This window comes from Arthrobacter sp. GMC3, assembly GCF_002929305.1.
Classification (GTDB): Bacteria; Actinomycetota; Actinomycetes; order Actinomycetales; family Micrococcaceae; genus Specibacter.
The window spans coordinates 222,381-249,352 of record NZ_PJIO01000002.1; the positions used below are offsets into that span (position 1 = coordinate 222,381).

Sequence of the window (26,972 nt, forward strand, 5' to 3'; positions counted from 1 at the left end):
GATGGGGAGGCGGACTGTTTTCCCACCCGGCGGCACTTCGACCACGAGGAGGCGCAGCATGAGTAATCCAGAGGAAAATTCCGCGGTTGCCCAGCCCGAGTCCATCCCTGCCCCCACAGGAATTGTTGTGGGGATTGACGGATCTGAACAGAGCAACTGTGCATTGATTTGGGCCGCCCGCGAAGCGAAGTTGCGCAATTCGCATTTGCATCTGGTCACCGCATACACCGTCCCAATCTTTGCAGCATCCGGGCTCGACGGCGGTTACGCAACAGTGGACGACGACGTCATCCGCCAAGGTGCCGAGGCTGTCCTGCGTGAGGCGGCCGCGAAGGTGGCCGATCTTGATGTGGAGCTCGATGCCCGGGTAGAAAACGGCGACGCGGCCGGGGTTCTGCTGGAACTTAGCGAAACCGCAGAACTGTTGGTGTTTGGCAGCCGCGGCCGCGGAGGATTCATCGGGCGCCTGCTCGGAAGCGTCAGTTCCGCCTTGCCGGCACATGCCAAATGCCCCACCGTGACCATCCCCTTGAGTTGCGCACCGCGGCTCGGCGAAGGGGACCCAGGCAAGAAGCCTGCCCGTGAGGTTGAAAAGGTTGTCACTGTAGGCGTGGACGGTTCGGACCAGGCGCGGTACGCGGTGCTTGTGGCGGCCGAACAGGCCGAACGTTCCGGGCTGTCCTTGCGCATCATCTGCGCCGTCAAGCCCTACACGGGATCCCTCTCTTGGATGCCGGCACCGGTCGACCGGGACGCGTTGTTCGCAGAGATTCAGCTCCAGCTCGACGCCGGCGAGAAGTGGATTCGCAGCCACTTCCCCAAGCTTGCCGTTGAGGTCAAGCTGATCGAAGGAACGGCCGTGGACGTCCTGGTAAAAGCCTCGGAAACTTCGGAGCTATTGGTGCTGGGGACACGCGGACGTGGCGGGTTTGCTGGCATGATGCTCGGTTCCACCACCGACGGCGTACGCCACCACGTCAAGGGCCCACTCATGGTGGTCAGAGACCGTGAGGACGCCCGCCAGGACGACCGCTCAGCGTTTGGTCCGCTACTCCAGGCATAGTCCCCACGCCCTCCCACTGTTCGCAAGCTCGCAGCGGGTCCCTCGGGCGCGTGGGCCCAACCACGCCCTCCCACTGTTCGCAAGTCCCCAGCTGCTCCCACTACTCGCAAGCTCGCAGCGGGTCCCTCGCAGCGGGCCCCTCGGGTGCGTGGGCCCGACCACGTACTTCCTCAGTGCGCAGATAAGGCGAGCAAACATGGAGTTTGCTCGCCTTATCTGCGCACTGAGCGGCCGTTTAGTAGCGGGCCACGTAGGGGTAAACGATATTAGTCATCGACGATATCGAATAAACACCAAGGGGGAAGCCGTAGTAGAGGGCCTGAACCACCTGGCCGTTGCCCACGTAAATGGCGATGTGGCCAAAGTTGCCATTGCCGTCAGAGTCAAAGACCACCAGGTCGCCGTACTGCGCCTGCGACAGCGGAACGCGCGTCGGTGCTGCCCAGTACTGCGCGGTCCCCGTGCGGGGTACTGACTTTCCTGCCGCGGCGAATGCCTGCTGGACGAGGCCTGAGCAGTCGAAGGCATTGGGGCCGTTGCCGCCCCACGCATAGGGCTTGCCTGACTGGGCCATGGCGTAGCTGACCATGGCGTTGATGTAGGAGCCCGACGGCGGCGGGGTCGTGACAGGCGGCGGGGTCGTCGTAACAGGGGGTACGGGCACAACCGGGGCCGGCGGATCTGGCTGCGTCACTGGCGGCTGCGGCTGAGTTACCGGCGGCTGCACGGGTGGCGGGTTTCCGCCTCCCTGGCCCGAGTTTCCGCCACCCTGGCCAGGCGACGGCGCTCCCGGAGGTGCCACGGGTGCTGGCAGGTTGGCGGAGTTCTTGATCTGCGCCGCCAGCGCATCCTCCTGGGCCTTCTTGGTGATGGCGTCCACGCGGGCGCCTTCCAGCTCCACGGTGGTGTTGTGCAAGGTAGCCAGCTGCTTTAACGCGGCGTCACGTTGAGCCTGGTTCTCTTTGACCACTGTGGCCTGTTGGTCAGTAGCGGACTGGGCTGCTGACTTGGATTCTTCTGCAGCCTTGGCGGCGTTGTCGGCGGCCTTTTGGGCTTCCTGGGCTTGAGCCTGCAGTGCAGCCGAAGTTGCTGCGGCCGCCTCGGCCGAGGCAAAGGTTGCGGTCCTGTTGTTCGTCAGCGCCATCAGTGTGGAGGCCTGGTACATGGCGTCGTCGGCATTGGAGCTGACCAGAAAAGTTTGCACATCCAGGTTCATCCCGCCGGACTTGTACAAGTTTCCCGCAAGATGACCCATGGCGGCCTTGGCGCTCTTGTATTCTTTGGCGGCAGCGTCCGCCTTGGCCTTGGCCGTCTCTGCCGTTGCACGGCGTTCAGACAAGGCAGTCAGCGCGTCCGAATAAGTGTTGTTGGCACGCATGGCCGTGGCATTGGTGCCCTGGAGGCGGTCGTTGGCCGAACTCAGGATGGCATCAATTTTGGCTGACTCGGCGGCCGTGGCTGCCTCGGATTGTTTGGCCTTGGCAATGTCGTTATCGCTCGGGATGGCCGGGCTCATCGGAGCGAAGGCGAGGGACCCAAGCGACTGTGAGGCCGCGGGGCTGCCCGGAACGGCTGCCTGGGCAGGCGACAGTACGGCTGTGGTGGCGAACGCTACACAAGCGATGGCCGTGGTTCCACGAACTAAGAAGCGCAAACTCATTTTCGAGACCTCACTGCAGATTGGTAGGTAAATGCCTGCGGTCCAGCGCAGCCTGCCCCGATCAAATCCCCCCGGGTGCATTTACTCAGCAATGCTGACATTACGGGCCGATGTACGCTTTGGCAACACTAGTAACAAGAGTCCCATAAACAACACTGGTGTCATTTAGTTTCCGAAATGAGGCTATCCCCAACCCAATTCATGAAGCCGCTCATCACCAATGCCAAAGTGGTGGGCGATCTCGTGAACCACGGTCACCGTGACTTGGTGGATTACCTGTTCGCGGCTTGAGCAGATCGCCAAAATGGGCTGACGGTAAATGGTGATGCGATCAGGAAGTGAGCCGTGTTCCCATCCCGAGTCTCGTTTCGTCAGCGGTGTTCCCTCATAAAGGCCCAGCAGCATGGTGTTGGAGTGGTCGCCGGGTCCGGGAACGTAGCCGTCCTCAACAAAGATCGCCACATTGTCCATCTCCGCCACGATGTCAGCCGGCATGCGGGCAATGGCTGATTGAACGGCGTCGTCAAAGTCAGGCTCACTCATCCGGAACGGGCCGAACGACGGAATGGAAGCCAGCGGGTTGGTGGTCATCACCCCAGCTTAGTGAGGGTCCTTGTGAACCACTGGGGGCAGACGAGGCGCCAAAAGTAGTGGTCGCCGGGACTCCTTGGGCGGGCCATAAACATCTCGTTTTGTGTTCTGACGAAATAGGCCCTATAGTTTTTGGAGTCCACTTCGGACAGCACGAAGGCAACTTCAACGCTGAACGTAAGTGACGATGCCCCCATCGTCTAGCGGCCTAGGACACCGCCCTTTCACGGCGGCGGCACGGGTTCGAATCCCGTTGGGGGTACGAGCGAGTAGTGGTAAATCAGGTCAAAAAAACCTGATATAGTATTACTCGTGAATTTCGCTTGAAAAGGCGAAATGATGTGATAGCAGTAAATCAGTATGGCCCTGTAGCGCAGTTGGTTAGCGCGCCGCCCTGTCACGGCGGAGGTCGCGGGTTCGAGTCCCGTCAGGGTCGCTTTGGTTTTCCAAGAGTTTGTTGGAAGATCTGGTGACGAAAGCATTGTCAGTTCACCAAGGCAAGGCTCTGTAGCTCAGTTGGTAGAGCGTTCGACTGAAAATCGAAAGGTCACCGGATCGACGCCGGTCGGAGCCACCACAAAAGAACCCCTTAGAAATAAGGGGTTCTTTGCTTTAACAAAACATTTATTGGCCCCACCCTGACAATTCGCATATGTGAGCTTTGTCATGATCATGAGGATTGTTGTCGCTGCCGGTAAATACTGCCTTTGCGCAACGGCGTTGCCCCTGATCTTTCCCGTGCATAGGCTTACCGTAAAAGAAACAGAAAGGGCGCGACTATGGACGGGCTTACTCAGTCTTCGGAAACAACCGATCCTGCCGGCGGCAATTACGTCCAGGGTCGCACTGTTATCTCGGACACAGCTGTGGCCAAGGTGGTTGGTGTGGCCGCGCGGGGTGTGCCTGGGGTGCATGCCTTAGGCACGGGCGCCTCGCGGTCAATCGGTGCCATCCGCGATGTTGTGGGTGCCACCGACCTTACCCAGGGCATTCGCGTTGAAGTCGGCGAATCCCAGGTAGCCGTCGACATTGTCTTCATGGCTGAATACGGATACCCGCTGCAGGAGCTTGCCAACACTGTCCGGGCGGCTGTTTATGACGCGGTGGAGGGCATGGTGGGCCGCAGTGTCATAGAGGTCAACATTGAGATCACCGACGTGTATGTTCCCGCCCCTGACGCCGAAAAGCAGCAGCCACGCCCCCGCCTGACTGAGCGGTTGGGCGTCAAATCAGCTCCATCACCCGATCTAGAGGACCAGTCATGAATCTGACAGTAGTGTGCGCCGCTTTCGGTGCCTTCCTTGCATTTATGGCCTTCGCGTTCGGCTTTTGGGGCTTCATCATTGCTGCGATATTCATCGCTGTAGGTGCTTTTGTGGGCAGGGCTGCCGGCGGAAAACTTGATTGGCGAGGTGTCCTCGACGCACTAACCGGCCGGCGCTCGTCGTCGTGAGTGAAACTGCCAGTGAAACACCGGGGAGGATCGCTGTTCGCGAGCTTTCCGGGCATAACCGGATCAGCACGCAAGCGTTGACTTCCGTGGCGCGCGCGGCCGCCGCCGAGATTTTTCTGGTGGCACCGGCCGCTGTGCGGGTGAGCTGGACTGACGACGCCGGGGCGTTGGCTTTGTCGGTCTCCTCACCCATCAGCGTCCCGTCGCTGGCCGCCGTGCGCGCCAATCCCGACAGGCTGGCTCGTTTTGGTGGAAGTATTGCCGCAAGGGCAATTGCCGCCAAGGCCAGCATTCTGGGCAGGGTCGAACACCTCACCGGGTCCCAACTCAGCCGCGTGGACATAAGAATTTCCGGTATCCAGCCCACCGAGCAGGGGAGGGTCCAGTGAGCGATGTCACCAGGGTCATCCTCAAGCGGGAATCCCGTTCATCGCGGGCCGTCATTTCAGTAGTTGCCGCCATCCTCGTGGCACTTTTGGCACTCTATGGGCTTCTCGAAGCCATGCTGCGCGTCTTGGGGCAGCCGCCATGGCTGATCGACCCGCTGACAGCGGCCCAGCGTCTGGCGCAGCTTCCCGAAGGAATCCTGCCGGCCATGCCGGTGGCCATTGGCCTGCTGATTTTCATAGTGGGGCTTGTATTCCTCGCCAACGCTGTGATTCCTGGCCGCCGTGCCCGCCACGTGATCCCCGATCCCCGGGTGGCCGTGGTGGTGGACGACGTGGTGGTGGCCTCCGCGCTGGCCAAGCGCGCCCGGCTGGCTGCTGGGGTCACCCGGGAGCAGGTCGTGGTGGTGGTCTCGGCAAAATCGGTCCAGGTCAACGTGCGGCCCACCTCCGGCATTCTTCTTGATGAGGCGCTGATCCAGGCCGCCGTTGAGGATGAGCTAACCGCCATGGCGTTGCAGCCGGCGCCAGCCGTCAAAGTCCACCTGGCAAACTCGGGGGTGATCGGCGTATGAACAGTACACCGAGGGGAGCCAACCGGTTCCTGTTGGCACTTTTGGGCCTGGTGTTCATGGCTGTGGGCGCCGGGCTAGTTGCTGTTGCCGCTATCCCGGCAGCCGCACGGTGGTGGCAGGATTTTGCCGGCCCACTGGTGGGGGATCTCAGCGACTTTACTGCCCGGACCCACCTGACACCGGACACGGGAAGCTGGGCGTGGCTGGTGGTGGCGGTTGCGCTGCTGCTGGTGGTGATTGTCATGGTCACCTGGATCGCGAACCAGGGAAAGGGCCGCACCGACGTCCTCTTCACTACCTCGGGTAGCCAGGACGACGACGGGGCCGCCGGTCGTGTGGTGCTAAGTTCCGCTGTGGCTGAGCAGGCGTTGAAAAGGGCGTTGTTGGAGCGCAGTGATCTGCTGAGCGTTTCTGTGACGAGTTATGACTTCCGTGGACAATCCTGCCTGCGTGTGCGGGTGCTGCCGCGCCAGGGGGTTGCCCCGCATCTTGTGGCGGCAGAAGTTGGCGCAACAGTCGAGGCCATGGACGCTTTGGTGGGTGTACAGGCGCCGGTTCTGCTCAGTATCGGCTCGGGAGCCAGGTCACGGTTCACCAAAGCCGAGCGAGTCCGTTAGTCTGGTGCCATCATCACCCTTGGGTGCACCACGGCCCGGGGGTTCGCGCTTGAGACCAAGGAGACGAACATGACTGAGAACCACGCCGATCAGGCCGCTGACGCCGGTGCCGACGCACTGAGTAAGGCAAAGGACTTTGCCGGCGATGCCGCGGAGAAAGCCAAGGATGCTGCCGGTGACGCAGCAGCCAAGGCCAAAGACCTCGCAGAAGACGCCGCGGAGAAGGCTAAAGATTTTGCTGGTGACGCCGGTGAGAACATCAAGGAATTCACTGAAGATGCGGTGGAGAACGTGAAGGAATTCACGGAGGACGCAGTGGAAAATGTGAAGGAATTCGCTGGGGATGCGCTCGAAAACGCTAAAGGTCTCGGCGCCAAGATCGCCGGAATCTTCAAGCACGACAAATAAGTCCCGAAGGTCCCGACCGGCTTAACCGCTAGTGTTGGGCCCATGCTTGCCAGGAGCCCCGAAAATCTCGCCCGAGATTTTCGGGGCCGGCAACTGGGAGGGACTTTAGGCTCAGCTGGCCCTTGCCAGCGACCTGATCGGAACCCACCGGTTGGCAAGCCGGCGGTAGGCGGCAGCGGCACCCGTCAGATCGCCGTCGGCCAGGCATTGCAACCCGGCATGGACGTCGGCCGGCGACTCATCCGGGTGTACCCGGCTGGCCAGGGGGCCGTAGTCAAGCTCCACCACACCAGCATCGCTGAAGCTCTCCAGCCAGCCGTGCAGTTCGTCGAGTTCCTCGAACAAGTCGAGGTCGGGAGCCATCTCGGACAACATTTTCAAGGTACGCCCGGCCCTTTGCACGGCTACTGGCACGGGAACCTGAATCCGCACAGTCAAGACCTTGCCGTTAGCCTCGATGACCTCCATACGGTCGTTCGCATAGACCAGCGTGAACCAGCTAAACGGAATCCCCCACGTGGAGGTGCGCGTCTGCAATGCGGCGCCCTGGATGGGGGCTTCCTCAAGCCGTTCCAGGTGACGGTCCCATTCGACGTCGGGCACCACCAGTTTCGCCAGCTGGGCCATCGGTCCCGACAACAATTCTGCAGTGGCGGTCAGCGATCGGGCCACCACCTGGTTGGGGGCGTACAGCAGCGGACCACCTTCGACCATCGAAAAAACCCGCACCCTGTCCACATTCGGGGTGGGGATGGGATTGGCTGTGCCGCGGCTGACGCGTCCCAACGAATCCGCCAGCTCCTGAGCGTCAACACTGACAGGGTTCTGTTCCGGGTCCAGGCGGCTTTGTAGGTAGTGCATCTCCTCGGCCGTGTACGACTCCCGCGGCAGGTAAACGCGCAGATTGGACACGAACGGTAGTTGCACGCCCCCTAGATACAGCCCGCGATGCATGGCCTAGTCCAGTTCCACGATCACCGGGGCATGGTCGGATGCACCCTTGCCCTTGCGTTCCTCACGGTCAATTTGCGCACCGGTGACACGCGCGGCCAGGGCCGGTGAAGCCAGTGTGAAGTCGATTCGCATGCCCTCCTTCTTGGGGAAGCGCAGCTGCGTGTAATCCCAGTAGGTGTACACGCCAGGGCCCGGCAGTAGGGGGCGGACGACGTCGGCGAAACCTGCCGCTTCAAAGGCGGCAAATGCTGCACGCTCGGGTTCGCTGACGTGGGTCAGGCCCTGGGCGCGGAAGAAATCGATGTCCCAGACGTCGTCGTCCTGGGGGGCGATGTTCCAGTCCCCCATCAGCGCGATCTGGGCGTTGGGGTCCTGGGTGAGCCAGCCGCTTGCCTGGTTCTTGAGCTCATCAAGCCACTGGAGCTTGTAGGGCATGTGTTCGTCGTCCAAGGCGCGGCCGTTGGGCACGTACAGACTCCAAATGCGCACGCCGTTGCAGGTGGCGCCGATGGCGCGGGCCTCCTGAACCGGGTCCTTGCCACCCTTGCCGAACGCGGGCTGGCCGGGAAAGGTGCGTTCGACGTCCTCGAGGCCCACCCTTGAGGCGATGGCGACGCCGTTCCACTGACTGAAGCCGAAGTGGGCCACCTCGTAGCCGTTATTTTCAAAGAGCTCCCACGGGAAGTTCTCGTCCTTGCACTTGGTCTCTTGGATGGCCAGCACGTCGGCGTCGGTGCGGCGCAGCCAGTCCTCCACACGGTCGGCACGGGCGCGGAGCGAGTTCACATTCCAGGTAGCAATCTTCACCTCTCCAAGCTATCAAGTTAACCCAACAATGGCCCGAATTGGCCGTTCTGTGGGGTTCGACGGCGCAGCCGCCTTTATCGATCAACACGACCCAAAGTGGGCGAAGACACACCTATTGTGAGGTTGCGGCTTAAATAAGTTGCCCAAGGTTACAAAGCCATAACGCTTCCCTGACCATACTCAGACAGGCGGACGGCAGGGTGGGGCGGGTGTTTAGGGCACCAAAATGGTCCACATTGTGCCGATAGCGAAAATGTCTTTGTTAGCGTTGCAGGTGAACCAGTACACCGACAAGCCTGCGGGCAACTGCTCACGCCGCCACAATCAGATTGTGCAAAGTGATGCAGCCAGACACAGGCGCTCGAACTGGCGGTAGGGGTAGCTTCCCGTTTCCCGCTGATAGAAGCGGAACCGTCTTTCCTTGCTGCTCCGGCCGGAGCGTGCGGGGAAGCGAAGAGTTTGACGCGTACCAACGCCTGCAGCACGAGATCACCAATTGCGGCGCAGACACCACGAAGGCGAGCGAAAGCTGCGGCCGTCGTGGCCGAGCGCCGCGTAGATGGGTACTACGTGTCAGAAGCAACACTAAACGCAAGCAAACAAGAGTTAGAAGCTCAGGACGGCACCGGGGAACAGAACGCCCTGAGCGTGCGCAATGTCTACAAAGTATTCGGCAAACGACCTGCCGAAGTGATCAAACGCCTCAAGGCGGGTAAGAAGCGCGAAGACCTTTCAGCACTCGGCACCGCTGCCGTCATCGATGCGAGCTTTGATGTCAAAAAGGGTGAGATCTTCGTGGTCATGGGGCTTTCCGGCTCCGGGAAATCGACGCTGATCCGCACCCTGAACGGCCTATGGGCACCAACCCAGGGCTCCGTCGTCGTCGGCGGAACCGATATTTCCAAGATCAGCGACAAAGAACTGCGCAAGGTGCGCCAGGAGAAGATCTCCATGGTGTTCCAGCACTTCGCGTTACTTCCACACCGAACCGTGCTGGAGAACGCCGCGTACGCACTGGAAATTCAAGGCGTGTCCAAGGCCGACCGTACTCAACGGGCAGAAAAAGTGCTGTCCCTGGTGGGGTTGGAAGGCTGGGGCGCCAAATTCCCCTCGGAGCTTTCCGGGGGCATGCAGCAGCGTGTTGGACTGGCCCGTGCCCTGTGCGCCGAGACTGACATCCTGCTCATGGATGAAGCCTTCTCGGCCCTTGACCCGCTGATCCGCCGCGAAATGCAAGAACAGCTGGTGGTCCTGCAGGCCGAACTTGGCAAGACCATTGTTTTCATCACCCACGACCTCAACGAGGCCATGTTCTTGGGCGATCGGATCGCCGTCATGCGTGACGGTGAGATCGTGCAAATCGGTACCCCCGATGAAATCCTGACCAACCCGGCCAACGACTATGTTGCGGCGTTTGTACAGGATGTGGACAGGACCCGTGTCCTGACCGCGGGCGGTGTCATGGAGCCCCCGCTGGCCGTTGTCACCATTTCCGGCGGCCCCCGCAATGCCCTGCGAACCATGCGGGACCTTCAGGTTTCCGCCGCATTCGTGGTCGACAGGCGCCGCAAATACCAGGGCATTGTTCGCGACCGCGACGTCATGGCCCAGGTGGAAAAGCGGGCCACAGATCTGGCCGCTGTGGTGCGCAACGGCATTGAACCCGTCAGTCCGGATACCGCCTTGAACGACCTCTTTGGCCGCGCGGTGGAAAGCCCCATTCCCTTGCCGGTGGTGGACGAGGACGGCCGCCTCGTGGGCGCGCTGCCCCGCGTGACGCTGTTGGCAGCCTTGGGCAATGTTCCCTCCACCACGGGCGAGTTCCCGGTGGTGGAGGTCGCTGTGGCTCCCATCCCCGAACAAGTTGTGACAGCCGCTTTGGCTCAGAGCGAAGGAGAGACAAAGTGATCGAGAGCTTTAGGATTCCCCTGGGCGACTGGGTTGAAGTTGGTCTGGACTGGATTACGACGTCCTTCGACGACTTCTTCAAGTTCATCCGGACTGTGCTCATTGGAGCCTATGACGGTATCGACTGGGTTTTGAACGCTCCGCCCTTCTGGGTTGCGATCCTTGTTTTTGCCGCCATCGCTTGGTGGGCCAGCGGTTGGAAACTCGGCCTGAGCACAGTGGTTGGATTCACTGTGATTGTTGGTGTGGATCAGTGGGACAACGCCATGGAGTCCCTGGCCCTGGTTGTCATCGCGACGGTAGTGGCCGTGGCCATCAGCGTTCCGCTGGGTATTTGGGCCGCAAGTTCCCCCCGTGTTTCATCCATTGTCCGGCCAATTATGGACTTCATGCAGACCATGCCTGCCATGGTGTACCTGGTCCCGGCCCTGGTCATGTTCAGGGTGGGCATTGTCCCGGGCATCGTAGCCACCATCGTCTTCTCCATGGCGCCCGGTGTCCGGTTCACCGAGCTGGGCATCCGCGGCGTAGACAAAGAAGTTGTTGAAGCCGGGCATGCCTTCGGATCCACGCCAGGGCGGATCCTGCGCCAAATTCAGTTGCCATTGGCCCGCCCCACCATCATGGCCGGGGTGAATCAGGTCATCATGCTTTCGCTTTCCATGGTGGTCATCGCTGGCATGGTCGGTGCTGGAGGATTGGGCCGCGACGTCGTCGCCAGCCTGACCAGGCTCGACGCCGGTCTCGGCTTTGAGGCGGGCATCGCCGTCGTCATCCTTGCCATCTTCCTTGACCGGGTCACCGCCAGCTTCGGTAAGAGCCGGACGCTTGCTGGCACCAAGGCCGCATAGGCGCGCCTTCTCAATTTTTACAAACCAATCGCGGCTGCTCAGTTTTGCGCTGCCATAGAAAGGAATGAACAATGAACAAGAAATTTATGGGGTTCGCCGCCATGGCGGCAACACTGGCACTCGGTCTGAGCGCATGCGGCTCGGGCTCGTCCGGGGCAACGGTGGATAACGGGGACAAGAAGGATCTCTCCATTGCCGTTTTCAACGGCTGGGATGAGGGCGTTGCAGCCTCCGAACTCTGGAAGGCCATCCTTGATGAGAAGGGCTACAACGTCAAGCTGGACTACGCTGACGCGGCACCTGTCTACTCCGGTCTCTCCACCGGCGACTATGACGTTTCCCTGGACACCTGGCTACCCGTCACGCACAAGAGCTACATCGAAAAGTACGGTGACAAGCTCGTCGATCTTGGCGTATGGAACGATGAAGCCAAGCTGACCATCGCCGTCAATAAGGATGCCCCGATTGATTCGCTGGACGAGCTGGCCGCCAACGCCGACAAATTCGGGAACAAGATCATCGGCATTGAGCCCGGGGCAGGGTTGACCGAGGTCACCACCAATGAGGTCATCCCCGCCTATGGCCTGGACAAGATGGAGTACATCACCTCCTCCACCCCTGCCATGCTCTCTGAGCTGAAGACGGCAACGTCCAAGGGCGAGAATGTGGTCGTCACGCTCTGGCGTCCGCACTGGGCCTATGACGCCTTCCCGGTGAAGGACCTGAAAGATCCCAAGGGGACCCTGGGTGAGGCTGAAGACATCCACAGTTTCTCGCGTGTGGATTTCGATAAGGACTATCCGAAGCTGGATGGCTGGTTGAAGAACTTCACTATGGAATCGGAAAAGCTGTTCTCCCTGGAAAACGCCATGTTCAACGGCGAAAAGACCAACGACTACGGTCCCATCGTGAAGAAGTGGATCGGCGAAAACCAAGAGTACGTGGACTCTCTCACCGCGTAACAACGCCGTATCACTTTTGGCGCTTTTTTCGGCAACGCGGTATCACTTTGGTGGTCGAACTTGCCGCCTAGTGTCAGCGCGCGCCAGTGGGGAACTCGGAATCTAGGTACTCCCGGCCCTTTGGTTGAGGCGCGCCGGGCGCCGAACCATTGCCGTGGCGGGCTTCCTCGTTGGCGCGAAGTTCCACACGCCGGATCTTTCCGGAAATGGTTTTTGGCAACTCGGCAAACTCCAGCCGGCGGATGCGCTTGTACGCGGGCAGGTGCTCCCGGCAAAACGCGAAGATCTCCCTGGCCAGTTCCGGGCTTGGCTCGTAGGCCGCCGCCAGAACCACGTAAGCCTTGGGCACATTCAAGCGCAGTTCATCGGGGGAGGGGACCACTGCCGCCTCGGCCACGGCAGGGTGCTCGATCAGCACGCTTTCGAGCTCGAATGGTGAGAGTCGGTAGTCGGAGGACTTGAAGACGTCGTCGCTGCGCCCAATATAGGTCAGGATGCCGTTCTCGTCCCGGCTGGCCACATCCCCCGTATGGTAATAGCCGCCACGGAACGCTTCCGCCGTCTTGGTCGGGTCGCCAAAGTAGCCCTTGGTGAGCCCCACAGGGCGTGGGTCCAAGCGAAGGCAAAGCTCGCCGTCGTCGCCTTCCTCTCCGCTCAGCAGGTCCACCAACACCACGTCATAGCCGGGAAGGGGGCGCCCCATGGAACCGATCTTCACGGGCTGGCCGGGAGTGTTGGCGATCTGAACGGTGGTCTCCGTCTGTCCGAAGCCATCACGGATCAGCTGGCCCCAGGCGCGCTCCACCTGCTCGATCACCTCCGCATTGAGGGGCTCGCCGGCGGAAACAACCTTGCTGGGCGGCGTTTTGAGGAGCGTGAGGTCAGCCTGGATGAGCATGCGCCAAACGGTAGGCGGGGCGCAGAAGCTGGTGACGTGTTCAGCGTCCATTTGCGCCATGAGGGCCTTGGCGTCGAAGCGGGTGTAGTTGTAGACGAAGACGCAGGCCTCCGCGATCCACGGCGTGAAGACGTTGGACCAGGCATGTTTGGCCCAGCCGGGCGAGGCGACATTGAGGTGTACATCGCCTGGTTCCAAGCCGATCCAGAACATGGTGGACAGGTGGCCCACGGGATAGGAGGTGTGGGTGTGTTCCACGAGCTTCGCCTTGGATGTGGTGCCGGAGGTGAAGTAGAGAAGCATGGTCTCATCGGCTTTTGTGGGGGCATCGGGAGCGAAATCCGCCGCCGCGCCCGTCGAATCGGCGTAGTTCAGGACGGGCCGGCCGGCATCACCGCTGCCCGTGCCGATGCTGACCAAGGTGTAGCCGCCCGGAACCTCCGCGAACTTGGCGATGTCTTCCGCACGGGCTGCCACCCACTGGGCTTGCCCGCGCTCCACCCGGTCCCGCAGATCGGCCGGACCCATCATGGTGGTTGTGGGTATCATGACCACGCCGAGTTTGATGCAGGCGAGCATCAGCTCCCACAGCTCTACCTGGTTGCCGAGCATGATCACCATGTGATCTCCGCGGCGGATCCCCTGGGCTCGGAGCCAATTGGCTACTTGGTTGGAGGTTCTAGAGAGGTCCTTGAAGCTGCGACGCGTGTCGGTGCCGTCCTGCTCAACAATCACCAGTGCGGGGTTGTCACCGGTAACTGGATCTTGGGCGATCGCATCAATCCAGTCCAGGGCGAAGTTGAACTCGGTGAACGCCGGCCACGTGAATTCCTTTTGGGCGCGGGCATTATCTAGCCGCATCTCCAACAGTTTGTTGCGTGCTGCACGGAATTCTTCAGTGACGTTCATGGTGTTCACCTTTCGGCTTCGTTGCCGCATTGCCGTGCCCGAAGTTCGGGCCCCATTCACTGTGAAATATACGCGCAGCCGCAGGGCTTGGCCGCTACCGCCACCACGTGTCCATGAGGGATACCGGAACCGTGCGCTTGTGCCGGGTGGCCAGGAAACGGCGTTCAATGACTGTCGCGGCGGCGTCGGACACCGTTTTGCCCTCTAGATAGTCATCGATCTGTTCGTAACTGATGCCGAGTTCATCCTCATCGGTGCGGCCAGGTTTGCCATCCAGTAGATCGGCGGTGGGCACCTTGTTATAGAGCTGTTTGGGGGCGCCCAACTCCTTGAGGAGGGCACGGTTTTGACGCTTGTTGAGGGTAAAAAGCGGCAGGATGTCGGCCCCGCCGTCGCCGAATTTCGTAAAGAACCCCGTTACTGATTCGGCGGCGTGGTCGGTGCCGATGACCAGCAGGTTCTCGTGGCCAGCCAGCGCGTATTGGGCGATCATGCGGCTACGTGCCTTGATGTTGCCCTTGTTGAAATCGCTGACATCTTGCGTGGCGGTCTTGGCGAATTCCGCCTCAAAGCCGTCCACTGCTGGGGCGATGTTAAACGTCTGCTGTGTTTTTGCGCCGATGAAGTCCATGGCGGATTGGGCGTCATCTTCGTCGTGTTGGACACCGTAGGGAAGTCGAACCGCGATGAAGTTCACCTCGATGCCCTCCTCGGCAAGTTCCTCCGCGGCGAGTTGAGCCAGCCGACCAGCAAGGGTTGAATCCAAGCCGCCGCTGATGCCCAGCACATAGCCCTTGGTCCCGGTAGCTTTCAGGTAGTCCTTCAGAAAAGTAACCCGGCGGATGATCTCCGCGGCAGGTTCAATGTGGGCCTGAACCCCAAGCTCGGCAATGATCTGTCCCTGTAGTTCGCGCATGTGACTAAGCCTAGCGGCCGAGGGGCCCCCAACGAGCGAAGCGAGTTGAGGGGAGGGCGAAAGGCGCTAGCGGCCGAGGGGCCCGCAGCGAGCGACCGAGGGGCCCGCTCTGACCCGTGAGGTATGGCGACTTAGGCGATTCTAAGCCGCCACATCTCACGGGTCGTGGTTGGATTAGGCGGCGTAGAGGCATTCGGTGTCGCCATTAGAATGGATGTCATGACTCAGACTCTCGCTGCCGACCGTGCCCGCCTTCTCGAACTCGTCAAGGAACTGGCCGTGGTCCACGGCAAGGTGATCCTCTCCTCCGGCAAGGAGGCCGACTACTACATCGACCTGCGCCGCATCACACTCCACCACGAGGCATCACGCCTAGCAGGACGCGTCATGCTTGCCATGCTGGACGACGCCGGTATTGAGTTTGAGACGGCAGGCGGACTGACCATGGGTGCAGACCCCGTCGGCACGGCCCTCATGCACGCAGCCGGTGATGCCGGACGCGCCATCGACGCTTTCGTGGTCCGCAAGGCCCAGAAGTCCTACGGCATGGGCCGCCAGGTCGAAGGTCCGGGCGTTGACGGCCGCGACGTCGTCGTGCTCGAAGACACCTCCACAACGGGTGGCAGTGCCCTGGCAGCCGTGGAAGGCGTGCGCAAGGCAGGCGGAAACATCAAGGCAGTCGCCGTAATCGTGGACCGCGACACGGGCGCCAAGGAGCGCATCGAAGCCGAAACCGGTGTCCCGTACCTGTTCGTATTCGGCAAGGACGAACTCGGCCTGGCCTAACACCTCACCAGTCCCGGATTTCTCCCAGCCGGGCCCACAGGCGCGAGGGACTCGCTGCGAGCTCGCGAGCAGTGGGAACGCCTGGGGATTAGACCGACGTCGTAATCTCGTGGATCTCGTCCGCGGAGTGGCCTGCGCGTTCGTGCACGCGCTGCACGGCCTCCGCGGACGGGCCCTCCGAGAGGCAGAAAACCTTCCCGCTGACGGGGTCGGCCCAGGCGTTTTTGAACACTACGCCTTCGTCGTCTTGGATGGCGAGGTCGGCCTCGTGGGCGGCTTTGAGGGCGTCGGCAGAAATGCCCTGCATGTGGTTGTGGACGTCCATGAATTCGGCCATGGCGCACTTCCTTAGTCGTGGCGGTTCCACGAATGGTTGGTAACCGTCCAATCATATTGCGCGGGTCAGCGGAACACTAGGAGTACGGGCCCGTCATTTGCACCCTTTGCACCAGCTATTGAAAGGATCGTTTTGGCGAAGCTGTATTTCCGTTTCGGGGCCATGAATTCGGGCAAGTCCACGGGCTTGCTGCAGGTGGCCTACAACTATGAGGAGCGCGGGCAACGGGTCCTGCTTGCCAAGCCCGGCATTGACTCCAAAGGCTCCGGCGCGATCGTTTCCCGGCTTGGCATGTCACGCAATGCGGACTTCCTGATTCAGCCAGGTGAGAACGCCCGGGACGTGTTCGCGGCCCACGCCGCAGGGGATGATCCCGATGCGCTGCTGGAACACGTCGATGTCGCTCCCGTGGCTTGCCTGCTCATCGACGAGGCCCAATTTCTGACGCCCAGCCAGGTCGATGACTTGTTCAAAATTGCGGTTCTGGACGGTGTGCCCGTGATCGCCTATGGCATCCGCACCGACTTCCTTACCCGGGCATTTCCCGGAGCCGCCCGGCTTTTGGAGATCGCGCACGCGCTCGAAGAGCTGAAAACGATCTGCCGTTGCGGTCGCAAGGCACTGTTCAACACGCGCAGGGTCGGCGGAGTAATAGTGTTCGACGGCGATCAAGTCGCCATTGACGGCGACGAGGTCCGCTACGAATCCCTTTGCGGCAACTGTTATCTGGAAGCGTCGGGCGGCCAGCTCGGCTTTTAACGCATCGAACGGGGAGTAGTTGTTGATGTTGGCGCTCAACATCAACAACTACTCCCCGTTCGGCGAGGGCGGTTTAGGCGGAGTGAGCGGCACGGGCGCGACGGCGCACCATAAAGCCGGCCGTCAACAGGGCCATGGCGGCGAGAACCCAGCCAGCAACCGTGGTCCCCGTCAGGGCGAGGGGCCCGTTACCGCCGCCAGCAGGCGCCGCGGCTACTGCCGACGCTGAGGTGTTCTCCGGCGCGGACGGAGCCGCCGACGTCGTCTCCGAGCCGGGCGCGGTGGTCGCCGGGGCGCTGGGAGAGGCGGTGGGAAGAACCGCCGCCGGATCCAGGGCAAGAGTGTTGGACATGGTGAAGAACAAATCGGTTTGATCGCTCAGGCCAACAACGTTGGCGGCGCCGGGACCGAAGGCGGCGATGCGCAGCTGCGATCCCGTGTGGGCCTGGGAGCCGCCCTCTTCGGCAGTTCCGTACGCCATGGTCATGGTTTCACCGTCAACAGTGGTCAGGCTGCGAGTCAGCCCGGGGGTGTTGGAGCCGGGGTAAATGATTTGGCTGCTGTGCGCGTGATCGGCAGTGACAACCACCATGGTGTTGCCGTCGGCCTTGGCGAAGTCAAGAGCGGTGGTGACGGCCTCATCAAGATCGACGGTCTCGCCAATTTGGCCGCAGGGGTTGGCTGCGTGGTCCTGCTTGTCGATGCTGGCGCCTTCCACCTGGAGGAAGAATCCCTTGGAGGAGTCCTTGAGTAGCTCGATGGCCTTCCCGGTCATGGTGGACAGAGACGGCTGGGCCGCTGTCCGGGCGGGGTTGTCGGTGCACTTGATGGGGGCCTCGGCACCACCCGCATGGGTGGCCAAAGCGCCCTCCCAACGAACGGGCAGATTGCCCTTGGCGAACAGCCCCAGGACAGGGGCATCAGCGTTCGCCGCTGTGACAGCGGCAAGCTCGCTGGCCGTTGAGACCATCTTGTAGCCTCGGGCTGTTGCCTGCTCGGTCAGCGTCTTGCCAACCCATGCACCGGCTTTGGCAGTCTCGGCAAATGTGGCGGAGCCTCCGCCAAGGGAAACGTCGGGACGAGTGTCAAGCATCTGTTCGGTGATGGAGCCCTTGCCGCCATTTTCCAGCGCGTTCTCCGGGCAGCTCTTGGCGGTAGCTACCGGGCCGTAACAGCTGCGGCTGCTCACCGAAGCCACCTGAACAGCCGGGGTAGCGTCTTGCAGTTCGGCCGTGGAGACGTTGCCCGTTTTGAGACCGTTGGCCTTGGCGATCTGCAGAATGCTTTTTTGAGCGTTTCCTTTGACGTCAACGGAGATGGCCCCGTTGTAAGACTTGGTGCCCGTGGCCCAAGCGGTTCCGGTGGCAGCCGAGTCAGGGGCGTAGTCGGGCCCGCCGGTCGCCTTGTTGAGCGAGTAGGTTGTGTACTGGCCTGTCAGGGGAAGCGCGTCGATACCGGGGAAGCGGCCAGCGGCACCACGAGCGTAATTGCGCGCGGCGGTGATTTCCGAATCTCCCATGCCGTCGCCAATGAGCAAGATTACATTCTTGGCTGGGCCGTCGACGATGGACTTTTTGATGTCCTCGACGTGTGATGAAGTGGATCGTTGTGCGCCGCCGTGCGCGGTGATGTCGGGATTGGCCGCCAACGACGGCGTGGCCGCAGCCAAGGTGCAAGCGGCAAGTGCCGCCGAGGCCACGGCAAGGCCGGTGGCTCTGCGCCGCTGTGATTTCTTGTGGAATTGCTTGTGCACGGTGGTGCCCCTCATAAGTGTGGTGATGAATGTCCAAGGTGATGACCTGTAACAACAGCTTGGTCAGCCGAAGGGCGTTTCTGAGGGCCGGGGTATGAATGACGGGGGAAGGCAGGATTAACAATTGGGGCTTACCCCATCCTGCGATGGGTAGTGCTGCCCATCGCAGGATGGGGTGCCCGAAGATAGTCTCGCAGGAGAGACGCCGCGAGAGTGCTGCGCTGAACAGGAGAACTTTTCGATGTCAATGCAGCCCCCGCACGATAACCCACAGCAGGGGCAGCAGCCCTACGGCCCGCCACAAACGACTCCCTACGGCCAGCCCTACTACGCTGCCCCAGGTGGCATGCCGCCCGCCCCGAAAAAGGGCTCAGCCCTGCCATGGATTCTTGGGGGTGTCGGCGCCGCAGTGTTCGTGGTGATCGCCGTCGTGGTGGTCCTGTTCTTGGTGCAACTAGCCAAGCCAGGGACAGTTAGCCCGGATGCGCAGGGACAAGATGCGCAGGGGTCAACCACGCAGGAAACCGCCCAGGAAACGACGCTATCAGCCACCACGGCGGCCACCTTCAGTTACCCCGCCGGCTGGGTGGAAACGAGCAAAAACGTCACCTCGATCGCAGGCGACGGGATCACTCCCGCGGAACGGCTGGTGCTGGTGGACGGCAGTAAGGATACCTCCGTGCTTGCGGTGTACACGTCGTGGAGCAAGCCACAAGGCGAGGTCACCACCGAAAAGATTCACGAAGCCGTTGGCGTTGGCTTCCAAGGACAGCTGGACGCGTCGCCGGAAAAGCTCATTGACATGCGCAGCACCTCCGGCTTCGGCTGTGTGGACACATTTGCGTACACGGATGAGCCGGTTATTGTGGACCGCGACGGCCTCTACGGGTACAGCTACGGCTACACCTGTGATTCTTACCAGGGCCCCATCCAAGGCGAATACCTGGTGGCATACGACACCACCGGCGTGGCGCACCGCCTGACGGTTGAGGCGTTGGCAGCCCAATGGGCGGCCAACGCCTCAAGCCTGCAGGCGATCATCCCCTCGCTCATCCCGGTGGGCTAAAACCTCCACCGCCAAGAGGGTGGAAGCCTAGATGTGCGGGATCAAATCGGCCACGGAGGCCATGGTCTGGTCGGGGCGGAACGGGTAGGCGTCAATGTCTTCGGGCTGGGTGATCCCGGTGAACACCAGCACCGTATGCAGGCCGGCCTCCATGCCCGCGATGATATCGGTGTCCATCCGGTCACCGATCATGGCGGTGGTCTCCGAGTGGGCCTGAATCCGGTTCATGGCTGAACGGAACATCATCGGGTTGGGTTTGCCCACAATGTACGGCTCCCGCCCCGTGGCCTTGGTGATCAACGCGGCCACGGCACCTGTGGCCGGCAGCGGGCCCTCGCGGGAGGGGCCGGTGGCATCGGGGTTGGTGGCAATGAACCGTGCGCCATTGCCAATCAGGCGGATCGCTTGGGTAATGGCCTCGAAGGAGTAGTTGCGGGTTTCACCCAACACCACATAGTCGGGGTCCTGGTCGGTGAGGATGAAGCCCGCCTCATGCAGCGCCGTCGTGAGCCCGGCCTCGCCAATAACAAAGGCGCGCCCGTGCGGCATCTGGGACTTCAGGAACTGGGCGGTGGCCAGGGCCGAGGTCCACAGGTTCTCTTCCGGGATTTCCAGGCCCGAGGCCTTCAGCCGGGCGGCCAGATCGCGCGGGGTGAAGATGGAGTTGTTTGTCAGGACCAAAAAACGCTTGGACGTGTCCACCCAGCGTTGGATCAGATCGGCAGCGCCCGGGACGGCCTTGTTCTCATGGACAAGTACGCCGTCCATGTCGGTGAGCCAGCACTCGATGTCGGCGGGCTGGCGGTTTTGCACCTTGCTCATGGTTCCTCCTGGTGGGCGAGAATTATCTAGGACCAGTCTTGCAGATCCCTCCGGAGGCAGGGGAAGGGCTAAAGTTAACCAGTGAGTATTCCCGGCGCCACCTCTTCCCCCGAACCTGCAGATGCGGCACCGTCCGAGCTGCCCGAATACGTTGAACCCCATCACGAAGTGGGTGTGGGGCCCTGGGAAGGCGAATTGCCGCAGGGCGATCACTGGGATCCTGAGCTGCTGGCCGAGGGCGACAGGCGCAATGTGCTCGATCAGTACCGGTACTGGAGCATGGATGCCATCATTGCGGAGCTGGACACCCGCCGCCATGACTTCCATATCGCCATTGAAAACTGGCAGCATGACATGAACATTGGCACCGTGGTGCGCACAGCCAATGCCTTCCTTGCCAAGGAAGTGCACATCATTGGTCGACGCCGGTGGAACCGTCGGGGGGCAATGGTCACCGACCGCTACCAGCACGTGCGCCACCACCCCACTGTGGATGATTTTGTGGCATGGGCGCAGGGTGAGGGGCTGGCCATCATCGGCATCGACATCTTCCCTGACTCGGAAAAACTGGAAACGTACGACCTTCCGCGTAACTGCGTGCTGGTGTTCGGCCAGGAGGGTCCCGGGTTGAGTGAGGAAGTCCACGCAGCGGCCCAGACCACACTGTCAATCGAGCAGTTCGGATCCACCCGTTCCATCAACGCCGCCTCGGCCGCAGGAATTGCCATGCACGCCTGGGTCCGACGCCACGTGTTCAATCAGAAGGTGAACTAGCCAAAGAGTCATAGTTACCTCTCAGGGTCTAGTCAGTGATTTTTCAGAGGTTTAGGATTCACACTGTGCGGGCGCACAGGGTGCCTGCCCGATGAAGGATCTCATGTGAGAACATCATTGAAACCTCGAAAAATTGTCAGCAAAATTTTGACCCTCTGTGCGGCCACAGCCATGGTGTTCGCCTTTGGAACCACGGGGGCCACAGCCGCCCCCGCCCCGTCCGACACACCGTTCCCCGGAGCCGTCCCCAGCTGGGCACAGCCCGCCAACAGTGAGGGCCCGGCCGCCGCGGACACCACAATCGAAGCCGAATTCTATCTCTCCCTTCGTGACCAAAAGGGTGCCGAGGCATTGGCCACCGCGGTCTCAACACCCGGCAACCGCAACTACCAAAACTGGTTGACTCCCGATGCCTGGATCAACCGGTTCTCGCCCACCAAGGCGAGCTACGCCGGCGTCGTGAACTATTTGAAGACCGCGGGGATGAGCATTACCGGAACCCCCGACAGCCGCCTGTACGTGGTATTCCGCGGCACCGTGGCCCAGCTGGACGCAGCGTTTGACGCCCAGCTGACAAGCTACAACTTCCATGGGACCACGTTGGTGGGCCCATCCCAGGTGCCCACCCTGCCGGCCGCAGTGGCCGCCAGTGTCGCCGGAATCTCGGTAGACCAGGGTTCCTTGATGACCCGCCCGGACTATGCCACGCCCGACGGTGGTGCGCAGCCAGCCCCGCAGGCCCGGAACCAGCGGCCGCCGACACCCTCGGCAGCCTGTTCAAACTACTACGGCCAATATGCCGACACCGTCCCTACGGCGTACGGCAAGACCAGCTACCCCACCGCCCTTTGCGGGTACACGCCCAGCCAGATCCAATCCGCCTACGGCAAAAACTCGATAAACCGTGACAACGGACGGGGTCGCGGTGGCGACGGAGCAGGCCAGACGGTGGCGATTATTGACGCCTACGCCTCGCCCACCATCCTCTCCGACATCAACACCTACTCGGCCACGTACGGGCTACCGCAAATGACCAAGAACAGTTACCGGCAGATCGTGCCGGATCCCAGCCAATTCAGTGACCAAGAAGCGTGCACTGGACCTAGCGGATGGCAGCCGGAACAATCCATTGACGTGGCGGCAGTGCACGGCACAGCGCCGGGGGCCAACATCCTCTACGTGGGCGGGTTCAACTGTGGTGGCGGCCTGGATATCGCCATGTCCAAGATCCTGGACCACAAGTTGGCCAACATTGTCAGCAACAGTTACGGAAACGCCGGCGAGGCTGTCTCGGCCAACACGCTTGCCGGTGAAGTGAACATCCAGCTCCAGGCTGCCGGGGAGGGCGTAGGTCTGTACTTCTCCAGCGGCGACAGCGGCGACGAGGCAATCAACCTGGGATACATATCCCCGGACTTTCCCGCCAGTTCACCGTGGGTGACCGCAGTGGGCGGAACCAGCCTCGCCGTGGCGAAGAACGGTTCCTACCAATCTGAGACGGGGTGGGGTGACGCAAGGAATCAGATCGTCAACGGCGCCTATGTTGATCCCCTGCCCGGGACCTTCCGATTTGGAGCCGGAGGTGGCATCAGTGCCTTCTTCGCCCAGCCCGCCTACCAAAAAGGCATCGTGCCGAATTCTCTGGCCAAGGGAATGCGGGTTTCACCGGATGTTTCCTCGGTGGCTGACCCCTACACCGGCTACGTGATCGGTATCAGCCCCATCAACGATGACACCACGCTGACCACGGATCCGTTCACGGTGCAAACCTACGGCGGGACGTCTTTGGCTTGTCCGCTGACGGCAGGGCAAATGGCTGTTGCGCAGCAACTCAGCGGTCAGACGCTCGGCTTTGCCAACCCCGCCATCTACGCCGCCAGCCGGGAGGGACGATCGGGCCCCACTGACGTCGTCAGCCCGCGCTCGCAGCAGGCGCTGGCCTTCACCAGCCCTTCCACCGGCTTCCAATACCTGGTGTCGATGAACCTTGATACCTCACTGTTCACGGCCAAAGGGTACGACGACGTGACAGGGCTTGGGAGCATGAACTACCCGTTCGCGCTCGCAGTGGCCCAACAGGCTAACCAGGGTCATGGAGGTGGCCACCACTAGCACCCTTGCACCACACCGGCGGGCCCCGGCACCCAAGCCGGGGCCCGCCGTCGTGCATTGAGATGTCCACTAACTGGGCGCCGACTTCATCTTCTTCGACACTGTGAACTGAATCGCTAAGATGGGGAGTAGCCACGCGGGAGGCGGGCCTCAGTGCCAGCCTCTTTGTACCGTTTCGCCTCAAGGAGCCCTCATGCCCATTGCAACACCGGAAAAGTATGCCGAAATGATCGACCGCGCCAAGGCTGGCGGATTCGCCTACCCGGCGGTCAACGTAACATCTTCCCAGACGCTGAACGCAACGCTCCAGGGCTTCGCCGACGCCGGCACCGACGGCATCATCCAGGTCTCCACCGGTGGCGCAGCCTACTGGTCAGGCGCCAGTGTCAAGGACATGGTTGCCGGTTCCCTGGGCTTCGCGGCCTTTGCCCGCGAAGTTGCCAAGAACTACCCCATCAACGTGGCCCTGCACACCGACCACTGCCCCAAGGACAAGCTGGACGGCTTCGTTTTGCCGTTGTTGGAAGCCTCCGAGCGCGAAGTTACCGCCGGCCGCGACCCGATCTTCAACTCCCACATGTGGGACGGTTCGCACGAGACCCTCGAAGAGAACCTGCGCATCGGCCGTGAGCTGCTGGCTCGCACGCACGCTGCCAAGATGATCCTTGAAGTTGAGATCGGTGCAGTCGGCGGCGAAGAAGACGGCGTGGAAAACGCCATCAACGACAAGCTGTACTCCACCGTTGCCGACGGTTTGGCCACGGTTGAGGCCCTGGGCTCAGGCGAGAACGGCCGCTACATCACGGCTCTGACCTTCGGCAACGTGCACGGCGTGTACAAGGCCGGCAACGTCAAGCTGCGCCCGGAAATCCTCAAGGAAATCCAGGCAGTGGTTGGCGCCAAGGTTGGCAAGACCAGCCCGTTCGACCTCGTTTTCCACGGCGGTTCAGGCTCCTCCGACCAGGAGATTGCCGACGCCGTCGCTTACGGTGTCATCAAGATGAACATCGACACGGACACGCAGTACGCGTACACCCGTCCCGTGGTTGACCACATGTTCTCCAACTACTCCGGCGTCCTGAAGGTCGACGGCGAAGTGGGCAACAAGAAGCTCTACGATCCCCGCGTCTGGGGCGCCTCGGCCGAAAAGGGCCTGGCTGCACGCGTTGTGGAAGCTGCTGCGCAGCTCGGCTCCGCAGGCAAGACGTTCAAGTAAATGAGCGACGAATTCCGTAGGAACCTGCTCGGTCCGGAGCCCACGCTGCTTCCGGCCGAAGAGGACATCGAAGCGCGGCTGGCCGCGGGGGATGAGGCCGTCGATTTGGCGGCCAAGCACCCCACGTCCTCGCTCCTGTGGGCCATCCTGGCCGATGAGGCGTACGCGGAAGGCCGGACCATTGAGTCCTACGCCTACGCACGCACCGGCTACCATCGCGGCCTGGACGCCCTGCGTCGCAACGGCTGGCGTGGCACGGGTCCGGTCCCGTACGCACATGAGGGCAACCGCGGATTCTTGCGGGCCCTGTACGCACTGGGCCGTGCGGCGGGCGCCATCGGCGAGTCCGATGAAGCCGCACGCATTGCCACGTTCCTGAACGACTCCGATCCGCTGGCAACTGCCGCGATCGAGGCCGCTCTCTAGGAACCAGGGCGCTTCGCTCGAAAAGGGACGGCGCTTGCGCTTAAGGACGGTGGTCTACCACCGGCTTTAGGCGCAAGCGCCGTCTTTTTTGCTGTCTGGGCGCCGCTAGTGAATAGCACGTGGCCGAGATGGCCCTCGGGGCCCCTAGTGGCTAAGGGAGACGGCCGATTTCTTGGCGGCCGCAGCCACAAAGAACGACCCCACCAAGCCGATGAGCAAGAACCCAGCCGCCGCCAACATTGACGCGCTGGCACCCTGGGCAAAGCCCGCGGATAAGGCCTCCACGGCAGCGGGACCAGCGGACCCCAGAGGGCCAGACGTGCCTTGGGCTGCCATCTGGGGGACGATCCCGCCCGCCGAGGTGCTGAGAGCATCAGCGAGGGAGGCAACCTGGCTTGGCGGCAGGCCAGGCACACTGGCGAGCAGATGACTGCCGCTGGCTGCGGCAAAGTTGGCCAAGACGCTTCCCATGATGGCTGAACCAAGAGCCGAGCCAACCTGCCGGACAGTGCTCTGAGTGGCCGATCCCTGTCCAGATGCCTCCGTGGGAATATCGGCCAGGACCGTGCCGGTCAATTGCGCCGAAGCCAACCCCAGACCCAGGCCGTAGACAACCAAAAGTGCGGCAATTAGCCACACGGACGTGGTTGAGGTGATGACGAGTCCAAGGACCAGCAGTCCGCCCGCCTCAAGGGCCAGGCCAATAATCACCACGTTGGGCGGGCCCATCCTGGCCGCCAGATGCCGAGCCGAAGCGCCCGAGAAAAACGCCCCCACGGCCATGGCGGCCAGCACAAAACCCGTGTTCAGTGTGCCAAGGCCCAAAATGTTAATCAGGTAGAGCGGCAGCACCAACAACATCCCAAACTCGCCAATGGCCACCATGGCGGCAACAGAATTGCCCCACGAGAATGTCCCGATCCGGAACAACGTGAGATCCAAGATGGCCGATTTTCCAACCGTGGCCCGGTGCTTTTCCCACAGCAAAAAGACGGCCAAAACAATGACACCGGCAGCCAACGAGAGGGGTGCGGCAGAGATAGCGGCGTCCGCTGGCCACGTAATGGGGCCCAGTGCGAGTGCACTCTTTGCGGACCACCAGCCCAATGTTGGGCCCTCGATCAGGCCGAAAACCAGCAAACCAAATCCCGCCGCACTCAAAAGCAGGCCCACAACGTCTGCACCAGCTTTGTTGTTGGGGGAGCGGGTTTCCGGCACAAACAATGCCGCACCCACCAAAACCAGCAGGCCCAGTGGGATGTTGACAATGAAGATCCACTGCCACGAAAACGACGACGTCAGCCAGCCGCCCAACAACGGCCCCACCGCGGCCATTCCCGAAATCACTGCACCCCAGATGGCGAATGCCGTGGTCCGGTCCTTGCCGAAGAATGTTGAGTTGACGCTCGAGAGTGTTGCAGGAAGCACAGCCGCACCACCCACGCCCTGCAGAACGCGGCTGAGGATCAGCCCGGTGGCGTCGTGGGAGAGCGCAGCAAAGATGCTCCCGGCCATGAACAACACCACGCCAATCATGAACAGCTTCCGCCGTCCAAGCCTGTCGCCTAGCCGTCCGCTGGTCAGCAGCAGGCCGGCAAGAACCACCGAGTACAGACTATTGACCCACTGCGCTTCGTTGAGGTCCAGGTTCAGGTCTTTGATGATGGTCGGAAGAGAGACGCCCACGATGGTTCCATCGATCACGATCATCGACAGCCCCGCGGCCAAAACCCCCAAACCCGCCCACTTGTTTTTGGACGGGTTGCCTACCAACTCTTCATTCGTCAGCTCTTGCATGGTCTCAAGCTACGCCATCAAAGAAGCCAATATCATCAACCATCTGGTTGATCCCCGCGCCCTCCCACTACTCGCAGGCTCGCAGCGGGTCCCTCGGGCGCGTGGGCCCAACCACGCCCTCCCACTACTCGCAAGTCCCCGGCCGCTCCCACCGCTCGCAAGCTCG

The 26,972-nt window shown here is 61.7% G+C and carries 27 protein-coding genes and 3 tRNA genes; 20 read left to right on the forward strand and 10 right to left on the reverse strand.

Annotated features, from left to right (window positions below; genetic code table 11):
• Positions 1-58: 58 nt before the first annotated feature.
• A complete protein-coding gene (locus CXQ94_RS04305; RefSeq protein ID WP_104086982.1) occupies positions 59-1,063 on the forward strand; it encodes a universal stress protein in 1,005 nt (334 codons plus the stop codon).
• Positions 1,064-1,298: 235 nt separating this feature from the next.
• Here CXQ94_RS04305 and CXQ94_RS04310 read toward each other — a convergent pair whose 3' ends face one another.
• Both CXQ94_RS04310 and CXQ94_RS04315 read right to left on the reverse strand, forming a co-directional pair.
• The gene (locus CXQ94_RS04310; RefSeq protein ID WP_146070224.1) at positions 1,299-2,723 is read right to left on the reverse strand and encodes an NlpC/P60 family protein; all 1,425 of its coding nucleotides are present in this window, start codon (positions 2,721-2,723) and stop codon (positions 1,299-1,301) included.
• 183 nt (positions 2,724-2,906) lie between these two features.
• Complete coding sequence (locus CXQ94_RS04315; protein ID WP_258066688.1) at positions 2,907-3,314, reverse strand: metallopeptidase family protein; 408 nt, start codon at positions 3,312-3,314, stop codon at positions 2,907-2,909.
• A 189-nt stretch (positions 3,315-3,503) separates the two neighbouring features.
• On the opposite strand from CXQ94_RS04315, the gene CXQ94_RS04325 reads away from it, so the two are divergent.
• The 9 genes from CXQ94_RS04325 (at position 3,504) to CXQ94_RS04365 (ending at position 6,753) form a co-directional block, all read left to right on the forward strand.
• Positions 3,504-3,576, forward strand: a tRNA-Glu gene (locus CXQ94_RS04325).
• Between the two features lie 100 nt (positions 3,577-3,676).
• Positions 3,677-3,750, forward strand: a tRNA-Asp gene (locus CXQ94_RS04330).
• Positions 3,751-3,815: 65 nt separating this feature from the next.
• Positions 3,816-3,891: transfer RNA gene (locus tag CXQ94_RS04335), tRNA-Phe, on the forward strand.
• 202 nt (positions 3,892-4,093) lie between these two features.
• Positions 4,094-4,579, forward strand: coding sequence for an Asp23/Gls24 family envelope stress response protein (locus tag CXQ94_RS04340; protein WP_104086985.1), 486 nt, complete (start codon positions 4,094-4,096; stop codon positions 4,577-4,579).
• Positions 4,576-4,767 carry a hypothetical protein gene (locus CXQ94_RS04345; protein WP_104086986.1) on the forward strand — a complete coding sequence of 64 codons (192 nt, stop codon included), beginning with the start codon at positions 4,576-4,578 and terminating at the stop codon, positions 4,765-4,767. Before CXQ94_RS04340 ends, CXQ94_RS04345 begins: the two co-directional genes overlap by 4 nt.
• Positions 4,764-5,156, forward strand: coding sequence for a hypothetical protein (locus CXQ94_RS04350; RefSeq protein WP_181034067.1), 393 nt, complete (start codon positions 4,764-4,766; stop codon positions 5,154-5,156). Before CXQ94_RS04345 ends, CXQ94_RS04350 begins: the two co-directional genes overlap by 4 nt.
• Positions 5,153-5,728, forward strand: coding sequence for a DUF6286 domain-containing protein (locus CXQ94_RS04355; protein WP_104086987.1), 576 nt, complete (start codon positions 5,153-5,155; stop codon positions 5,726-5,728). The genes CXQ94_RS04350 and CXQ94_RS04355 overlap by 4 nt, the downstream gene beginning before the upstream one ends.
• Complete coding sequence (locus CXQ94_RS04360; protein WP_104086988.1) at positions 5,725-6,345, forward strand: hypothetical protein; 621 nt, start codon at positions 5,725-5,727, stop codon at positions 6,343-6,345. The genes CXQ94_RS04355 and CXQ94_RS04360 overlap by 4 nt, the downstream gene beginning before the upstream one ends.
• 69 nt (positions 6,346-6,414) lie before the next feature.
• Positions 6,415-6,753, forward strand: coding sequence for a Synuclein (locus CXQ94_RS04365; RefSeq protein ID WP_104086989.1), 339 nt, complete (start codon positions 6,415-6,417; stop codon positions 6,751-6,753).
• 111 nt (positions 6,754-6,864) lie between these two features.
• Here CXQ94_RS04365 and CXQ94_RS04370 read toward each other — a convergent pair whose 3' ends face one another.
• A complete protein-coding gene (locus tag CXQ94_RS04370; RefSeq protein ID WP_258066691.1) occupies positions 6,865-7,680 on the reverse strand; it encodes a hypothetical protein in 816 nt (271 codons plus the stop codon).
• A gap of 30 nt (positions 7,681-7,710) precedes the next feature.
• The gene (locus CXQ94_RS04375) at positions 7,711-8,514 is read right to left on the reverse strand and encodes an exodeoxyribonuclease III (RefSeq protein ID WP_104086991.1); all 804 of its coding nucleotides are present in this window, start codon (positions 8,512-8,514) and stop codon (positions 7,711-7,713) included.
• Positions 8,515-9,207: 693 nt separating this feature from the next.
• Here CXQ94_RS04375 and CXQ94_RS04380 point away from each other — a divergent pair.
• From CXQ94_RS04380 to CXQ94_RS04390, 3 genes are all read left to right on the forward strand, one after another.
• Positions 9,208-10,422 (forward strand): glycine betaine/L-proline ABC transporter ATP-binding protein, encoded by a 1,215-nt coding sequence (locus tag CXQ94_RS04380; RefSeq protein WP_104087331.1) that lies wholly within the window; start codon positions 9,208-9,210, stop codon positions 10,420-10,422.
• Positions 10,422-11,273, forward strand: a complete 852-nt coding sequence (locus tag CXQ94_RS04385; protein ID WP_104087332.1) for a proline/glycine betaine ABC transporter permease — start codon at positions 10,422-10,424, stop codon at positions 11,271-11,273. Before CXQ94_RS04380 ends, CXQ94_RS04385 begins: the two co-directional genes overlap by 1 nt.
• A gap of 71 nt (positions 11,274-11,344) precedes the next feature.
• Positions 11,345-12,235: a glycine betaine ABC transporter substrate-binding protein gene (locus tag CXQ94_RS04390; RefSeq protein ID WP_104086992.1), complete on the forward strand. Its 891-nt coding sequence runs from the start codon at positions 11,345-11,347 to the stop codon at positions 12,233-12,235.
• Between the two features lie 73 nt (positions 12,236-12,308).
• Here the strand turns inward: CXQ94_RS04390 and CXQ94_RS04395 are convergent, their stop codons facing one another.
• Both CXQ94_RS04395 and nadE read right to left on the reverse strand, forming a co-directional pair.
• Positions 12,309-14,042: an AMP-binding protein gene (locus tag CXQ94_RS04395; RefSeq protein ID WP_104086993.1), complete on the reverse strand. Its 1,734-nt coding sequence runs from the start codon at positions 14,040-14,042 to the stop codon at positions 12,309-12,311.
• Positions 14,043-14,136: 94 nt separating this feature from the next.
• Complete coding sequence (nadE, locus tag CXQ94_RS04400; RefSeq protein WP_104086994.1) at positions 14,137-14,958, reverse strand: ammonia-dependent NAD(+) synthetase; 822 nt, start codon at positions 14,956-14,958, stop codon at positions 14,137-14,139.
• 219 nt (positions 14,959-15,177) lie between these two features.
• Between nadE and pyrE the strand changes: the two genes are divergently transcribed.
• Entirely contained in the window at positions 15,178-15,744 is a 567-nt protein-coding gene (gene pyrE, locus CXQ94_RS04405; RefSeq protein WP_104086995.1) for an orotate phosphoribosyltransferase, read from the forward strand.
• A gap of 88 nt (positions 15,745-15,832) precedes the next feature.
• Here pyrE and CXQ94_RS04410 read toward each other — a convergent pair whose 3' ends face one another.
• Positions 15,833-16,081: an SCO4226 family nickel-binding protein gene (locus CXQ94_RS04410; RefSeq protein WP_104086996.1), complete on the reverse strand. Its 249-nt coding sequence runs from the start codon at positions 16,079-16,081 to the stop codon at positions 15,833-15,835.
• Positions 16,082-16,213: 132 nt separating this feature from the next.
• On the opposite strand from CXQ94_RS04410, the gene CXQ94_RS04415 reads away from it, so the two are divergent.
• Positions 16,214-16,840 (forward strand): thymidine kinase, encoded by a 627-nt coding sequence (locus CXQ94_RS04415; RefSeq protein ID WP_104086997.1) that lies wholly within the window; start codon positions 16,214-16,216, stop codon positions 16,838-16,840.
• Positions 16,841-16,913: 73 nt separating this feature from the next.
• Here the strand turns inward: CXQ94_RS04415 and phoA are convergent, their stop codons facing one another.
• A complete protein-coding gene (gene phoA, locus CXQ94_RS04420; protein WP_258066697.1) occupies positions 16,914-18,593 on the reverse strand; it encodes an alkaline phosphatase in 1,680 nt (559 codons plus the stop codon).
• A gap of 241 nt (positions 18,594-18,834) precedes the next feature.
• Between phoA and CXQ94_RS04425 the strand changes: the two genes are divergently transcribed.
• The gene (locus CXQ94_RS04425) at positions 18,835-19,659 is read left to right on the forward strand and encodes a hypothetical protein (RefSeq protein WP_104086999.1); all 825 of its coding nucleotides are present in this window, start codon (positions 18,835-18,837) and stop codon (positions 19,657-19,659) included.
• A 27-nt stretch (positions 19,660-19,686) separates the two neighbouring features.
• On the opposite strand, the gene CXQ94_RS04430 is transcribed toward CXQ94_RS04425, so the two are convergent.
• Entirely contained in the window at positions 19,687-20,481 is a 795-nt protein-coding gene (locus CXQ94_RS04430; RefSeq protein WP_104087000.1) for an HAD-IIA family hydrolase, read from the reverse strand.
• A gap of 138 nt (positions 20,482-20,619) precedes the next feature.
• Between CXQ94_RS04430 and CXQ94_RS04435 the strand changes: the two genes are divergently transcribed.
• The 4 genes from CXQ94_RS04435 to CXQ94_RS04450 all read left to right on the forward strand — a co-directional run bounded on the left by CXQ94_RS04435 (position 20,620) and on the right by CXQ94_RS04450 (position 25,009).
• Positions 20,620-21,255: an RNA methyltransferase gene (locus CXQ94_RS04435; RefSeq protein WP_258066784.1), complete on the forward strand. Its 636-nt coding sequence runs from the start codon at positions 20,620-20,622 to the stop codon at positions 21,253-21,255.
• A 105-nt stretch (positions 21,256-21,360) separates the two neighbouring features.
• The gene (locus tag CXQ94_RS04440) at positions 21,361-23,367 is read left to right on the forward strand and encodes a protease pro-enzyme activation domain-containing protein (protein ID WP_258066699.1); all 2,007 of its coding nucleotides are present in this window, start codon (positions 21,361-21,363) and stop codon (positions 23,365-23,367) included.
• A gap of 193 nt (positions 23,368-23,560) precedes the next feature.
• Complete coding sequence (gene fbaA, locus CXQ94_RS04445) at positions 23,561-24,583, forward strand: class II fructose-bisphosphate aldolase (RefSeq protein ID WP_104087001.1); 1,023 nt, start codon at positions 23,561-23,563, stop codon at positions 24,581-24,583.
• The gene (locus tag CXQ94_RS04450; protein WP_104087002.1) at positions 24,584-25,009 is read left to right on the forward strand and encodes a DUF3151 domain-containing protein; all 426 of its coding nucleotides are present in this window, start codon (positions 24,584-24,586) and stop codon (positions 25,007-25,009) included.
• A 144-nt stretch (positions 25,010-25,153) separates the two neighbouring features.
• Here CXQ94_RS04450 and CXQ94_RS04455 read toward each other — a convergent pair whose 3' ends face one another.
• Complete coding sequence (locus tag CXQ94_RS04455) at positions 25,154-26,806, reverse strand: DHA2 family efflux MFS transporter permease subunit (protein WP_104087003.1); 1,653 nt, start codon at positions 26,804-26,806, stop codon at positions 25,154-25,156.
• Positions 26,807-26,972 lie beyond the last annotated feature (166 nt).

What these genes read in the sequence shown, in the direction of transcription:
- CXQ94_RS04395 (WP_104086993.1), bottom strand. Translation starts at nt 14,042, where the DNA reads ATGAACGTCACTGAAGAATTCCGTGCAGCACGCAACAAACTGTTGGAG.
- pyrE (WP_104086995.1), top strand. Translation starts at nt 15,178, where the DNA reads ATGACTCAGACTCTCGCTGCCGACCGTGCCCGCCTTCTCGAACTCGTC.
- CXQ94_RS04450 (WP_104087002.1), top strand. Translation starts at nt 24,584, where the DNA reads ATGAGCGACGAATTCCGTAGGAACCTGCTCGGTCCGGAGCCCACGCTG.
- CXQ94_RS04360 (WP_104086988.1), top strand. Translation starts at nt 5,725, where the DNA reads ATGAACAGTACACCGAGGGGAGCCAACCGGTTCCTGTTGGCACTTTTG.
- CXQ94_RS04305 (WP_104086982.1), top strand. Translation starts at nt 59, where the DNA reads ATGAGTAATCCAGAGGAAAATTCCGCGGTTGCCCAGCCCGAGTCCATC.
- CXQ94_RS04310 (WP_146070224.1), bottom strand. Translation starts at nt 2,723, where the DNA reads ATGAGTTTGCGCTTCTTAGTTCGTGGAACCACGGCCATCGCTTGTGTA.
- CXQ94_RS04455 (WP_104087003.1), bottom strand. Translation starts at nt 26,806, where the DNA reads ATGCAAGAGCTGACGAATGAAGAGTTGGTAGGCAACCCGTCCAAAAAC.
- CXQ94_RS04365 (WP_104086989.1), top strand. Translation starts at nt 6,415, where the DNA reads ATGACTGAGAACCACGCCGATCAGGCCGCTGACGCCGGTGCCGACGCA.
- CXQ94_RS04390 (WP_104086992.1), top strand. Translation starts at nt 11,345, where the DNA reads ATGAACAAGAAATTTATGGGGTTCGCCGCCATGGCGGCAACACTGGCA.
- nadE (WP_104086994.1), bottom strand. Translation starts at nt 14,958, where the DNA reads ATGCGCGAACTACAGGGACAGATCATTGCCGAGCTTGGGGTTCAGGCC.
- CXQ94_RS04340 (WP_104086985.1), top strand. Translation starts at nt 4,094, where the DNA reads ATGGACGGGCTTACTCAGTCTTCGGAAACAACCGATCCTGCCGGCGGC.
- CXQ94_RS04315 (WP_258066688.1), bottom strand. Translation starts at nt 3,314, where the DNA reads ATGACCACCAACCCGCTGGCTTCCATTCCGTCGTTCGGCCCGTTCCGG.
- CXQ94_RS04410 (WP_104086996.1), bottom strand. Translation starts at nt 16,081, where the DNA reads ATGGCCGAATTCATGGACGTCCACAACCACATGCAGGGCATTTCTGCC.
- CXQ94_RS04345 (WP_104086986.1), top strand. Translation starts at nt 4,576, where the DNA reads ATGAATCTGACAGTAGTGTGCGCCGCTTTCGGTGCCTTCCTTGCATTT.
- fbaA (WP_104087001.1), top strand. Translation starts at nt 23,561, where the DNA reads ATGCCCATTGCAACACCGGAAAAGTATGCCGAAATGATCGACCGCGCC.
- CXQ94_RS04430 (WP_104087000.1), bottom strand. Translation starts at nt 20,481, where the DNA reads ATGAGCAAGGTGCAAAACCGCCAGCCCGCCGACATCGAGTGCTGGCTC.
- CXQ94_RS04425 (WP_104086999.1), top strand. Translation starts at nt 18,835, where the DNA reads ATGTCAATGCAGCCCCCGCACGATAACCCACAGCAGGGGCAGCAGCCC.